The 3927-nt window shown below is 53.3% G+C and carries 3 protein-coding genes; 1 reads left to right on the forward strand and 2 read right to left on the reverse strand.

Features of this window, described 5'->3' with window-relative positions; all coding sequences use genetic code 11:
- Positions 1-96: 96 nt before the first annotated feature.
- Positions 97-2319 (forward strand): DEAD/DEAH box helicase, encoded by a 2223-nt coding sequence (locus tag F4Y45_00005; GenBank protein MXY22896.1) that lies wholly within the window; start codon positions 97-99, stop codon positions 2317-2319.
- Between the two features lie 141 nt (positions 2320-2460).
- Here the strand turns inward: F4Y45_00005 and F4Y45_00010 are convergent, their stop codons facing one another.
- Positions 2461-2712, reverse strand: a complete 252-nt coding sequence (locus F4Y45_00010; GenBank protein MXY22897.1) for a UPF0175 family protein — start codon at positions 2710-2712, stop codon at positions 2461-2463.
- A gap of 124 nt (positions 2713-2836) precedes the next feature.
- Complete coding sequence (locus tag F4Y45_00015; GenBank protein ID MXY22898.1) at positions 2837-3643, reverse strand: phytanoyl-CoA dioxygenase family protein; 807 nt, start codon at positions 3641-3643, stop codon at positions 2837-2839.
- Positions 3644-3927 lie beyond the last annotated feature (284 nt).

The following is a 3927-nucleotide window of genomic DNA, read 5'->3' on the forward strand; positions in this document are numbered from 1 at the left end:
GCCTAAGAGCGCCGCAAGCAGCGGGATATTAAACCCGAATGAGAAAAACAAACACCAGCCAAATGCAATCGTTCAAAATCATGGTCAAAAATTCACATGAAGCCTATTGACATAACTGAAACCTCGTTATTACCACCCAAAGTTATTGTAAGGCGAGCGGAGGACTTGCAGCAAAGGGTGGCTTTGCTCCTTGCCTCCATTTCCTACGCCGAGCAACAAGCGCGAACTGAGTATGAGGCCGAGCACGAATGCGTCATAAGCGAACGACTACACAGAATGCCGCTCAACAGGCTGAAACAGCTAACAAGAGGCGATGTACGCACCACGGCCGTTGAGACTTCCGGAATTCGCACGGTAGGCCAGCTTCTCAGCAGACGTCAGGGCCAACTAGAGGCGATCCAAGGCGTAGGTCCCATCACCGCCGCGAGGATGCTAGATGCTGCGCGTCGTGCGGAGGACCAGCTTACTGATGAGAGTCGGATCAGATTCGACATCGAGCGAAAACCCGGCGGCCAGACTAATCTTCTACGAGCGCTCTACAGACTTGACGTTGTCCGTCACGACGTCGAAGCGAACCGCCCCGCCTTAGAAGATATGTCCGATTTGATTGCCAAGGACATCGATGCTGCCCGTCTCGAATACCGACCGATCCGACGCTTCTTCAGTAGCCGCAAGCGCAAGGATGCCGCCAAGTCAGCATTGAAGCGTATCGATTCACTCTTCAAAGAGGCCAGTATCATAAGGCTTCAAGATCATCTACGCGTTACCGAGGAACGACTATCCAACAGAGCGATCCGAGCCTTTGATGTCTGGGAAGACTATACGGCGAGACCAGTGCACTACAATGCGCTGCTTGCTGAGATCGGCGGACTTGATCCTGATACGGAGGCGTCTCAGGGGTTTGCGCCAGCAGAAATTATAGAGAAAGTCAAGCAATTCGATCTCGATATGCGTCTGCTCAACGTGACACTGCGCGGATATCAGGCGTTTGGAGCTAAGTACGCCCTCGTTCAAAAGCACACCATCCTCGGAGATGAGATGGGCCTAGGCAAGACTATCGAAGCACTCGCGGTCCTGTGCCATCTGAAGTGCCAGGGCGGCACTCACTTTCTAGTGGTGTGCCCAGCGAGCGTGCTGGTCAACTGGGAGCATGAGACCATTCGTCATTCCTACTTAGAACACCCGTGGAGGCTTCATGGCCCTGAACGGATACAGCGGCTCAGTGTTTGGGTAGAGCAAGGAGGCTTGGCAGTCACTACGTTCGACACGTTGAGGTTGCTGGACTTGCCGCATGATCTCACAATTTCTGCTATGATTGTTGATGAGGCGCACTTTGTGAAAAATCCGCGTGCTCTAAGGACGATTGCGGTACGCCAATGGTTGAGCCGATCGGGCTGTTCAATGTTGATGACCGGTACGCCAATGGAGAATCGTGTGGAAGAGTTTCGTATGCTTGTTGACCATGTACAGCCCGATACTGGATTGGCCCTTGAAAATGAAAGCGGCTTCCTAGAACCAGATGCGTTTCGTAGAACCGTTTCTACAGTCTACCTGCGGAGGAATCAGTCGGACGTGCTCCAAGAACTTCCTGAGAGGATTGAGACCGATGAGTGGCTCACTCTTGAAGGCGCTGCGGCAGATGCCTACAGATGGGCGGTTGAATGTGGCAACTTCATGGACATGCGACGCGCCGCCTTCATGACCAACGAGCCGGATGAGTCCCCGAAGCTCGCACGCCTGCTTGAGATCACCACTGAAGCAGCAGACCGCGGCCTCAAGACAGTCGTGTTCTCATTCTTCCGAGACGTTATTGACCGGATACACGCAGGACTCGGATCGCGGACGGTTGGACCCATCACAGGTGCCGTCCCTGCGGGAAAACGCCAGCAGATCGTGGATCAGTTCACAGCCTCCGAAGTACCTGTCGTGTTAGTGAGCCAAGTTGAGGCGGGCGGCGTTGGACTGAATCTCCAAGCAGCCTCGGTAGTGATCCTCACTGAGCCGCAGTGGAAGCCGAGCACCGAAGAGCAGGCCATCGCCCGATGTCATCGGATGGGCCAAGTCCGGCGCGTGGAAGTTCACCGACTTCTGACAGAGGAAAGCGTTGACGAGGTCATGGTCGAAGTCCTACACGACAAGTCGGTACTATTCGACTCGTACGCCCGAGGCAGCACCATTAAGGACGCGACGCCTGACGCCATTGACACCGCGGATCAAGCTAAGCCCAAGAAAGCCATGTCACAGCGCGATCAAGAGCGTCAGATCATCGAAGCAGAGCGCCAACGACTCGGACTCCCACCCCATACAGGAGTATCTTGACGCTTGGCTGCGTCTCAGCGAAGCTTGCGGGAGGTGCGGTCCTTATTTTCTTGGAAGCGGACACAGACGACCTTGTGAATCTGTCTTCTATGCCCCTTGTTGTACAATAAAGCAAAGGCGAATTTATTGACGGCTAGTTTTTCAGCCACGATATAGTTCGCTTTTCAATGCGTCTATATCCACCGTAAAGACATCTACTTGCTCACAGGCTAAAGCCTTGAGGAAATCAGGGCGATCCAGACCGGCTATATGGGCGGCTTTTTCTTGCGAAATCACGCCTCGTTCATACCAGTGGATAGCTCCGGCCAAGCGCAGTTCAGCGACGAACTCCTCTGGCGAGCGACGCAAAGCAGAAAACACTTCATCAGGCAATTCTAAGATGACTTTAGTCATAATCAATATCCTGCTTTATTATCCCGAACACTTGTCTACAGAAGGAAACAAGCCTTTTCCGACAAGATAGCCGTTTTTCCTATATTCGACCAAGTACAGACGTTTTAACAAGCTGCTAATTTTTCTATACCGCATCCAACGTCGGCGCATTATCCTGACAGTGAACCGGTCGAAAGAGCGTCTGTCGTTTAAACGTCATTTCTTCTAGATGCTGCGGATGTGGTTCCCACTTATGCCACTTGTTGCCAACGGTATTGTAGCAGTTAAAAATTGCGACCCGATCTACAGTTTCGTCAGTCCACTTGGCACCAGTATGCGTGATCGCCTCCGTAAAGATGAGCACAGAGCCTGCGGGGCAGGTGTAATCCTCCCATAACGGGGAGTTGCGATCCTCCGTTGACTTGGGAGCGGGGAACGCCCCTTTATGGCTGCCGGTGAGGAACATGGTTCCACCACAGCCTTTTTGCACCGGATTGAGTTCCCAGACCACGCGCGTCAACCCGCTGTGTGCCTTGTCGTAGTGCAGATGATAGGTATGCGAGTTGCCGGGAAAGTTGAGCATCCCACGGCCTCCGTGAGGTCGGAAAGCGTCGTGGCCGTTCGCACGAATGGTTAGAAACGTACCTTCCAGCCGAAATCCATAACAGTTTTCGTTGGCGTAGGCCGAGGCCAAAAATTCGTGCATGAATCCGAGAACAACCGGATGATCGGTTAGAGTCTCTAAGGGACCGCCGATGGAATAGCGATGGTGTTCGGGAATGGATCTTGGTTCCTGTTTGAGTTGGTAGCAAAACGCGCGCATCTCTTGAATCTCTGATTCGCTGAGGACGCCGGGAATCAGCAGCCACCCGCGAGTATCAAAGACATAGCGTTGGTCTTCCGTCAGTGGGATCGGCGGTAGATTGTCAGCATTCGTCGTAGGATTCGGCATAATTCCCTCCCTCTTTCAGGTGTCTGCCAGATCGTGAGAAGTCCCATTACCGATACTGCTTCGCTTGCGTATTGAACATCTGCGCGTACCTGCTGTCCTGGGCCATGAGTTGCTCATGACTCCCCTGCTCGACAAGCTCTCCCTGCTGCAAAACGAGGATGTGATCAGCCATGCGCACGGTGGAGAAGCGATGGGAGATGAAGATAGCCGTTCGGTCTGACGTAAGCTCGGCAAAGCGAGAGAAAACATCGCGTTCAGCGAACGCATCGAGGGCGGCTGTGGGC

Source organism: Acidobacteriota bacterium (assembly GCA_009838525.1).
GTDB lineage: Bacteria > Acidobacteriota > Vicinamibacteria > Vicinamibacterales > UBA8438 > VXRJ01.

What these genes read in the sequence shown, in the direction of transcription:
- F4Y45_00005 (MXY22896.1), top strand. Translation starts at nt 97, where the DNA reads ATGAAGCCTATTGACATAACTGAAACCTCGTTATTACCACCCAAAGTT.
- F4Y45_00010 (MXY22897.1), bottom strand. Translation starts at nt 2,712, where the DNA reads ATGACTAAAGTCATCTTAGAATTGCCTGATGAAGTGTTTTCTGCTTTG.
- F4Y45_00015 (MXY22898.1), bottom strand. Translation starts at nt 3,643, where the DNA reads ATGCCGAATCCTACGACGAATGCTGACAATCTACCGCCGATCCCACTG.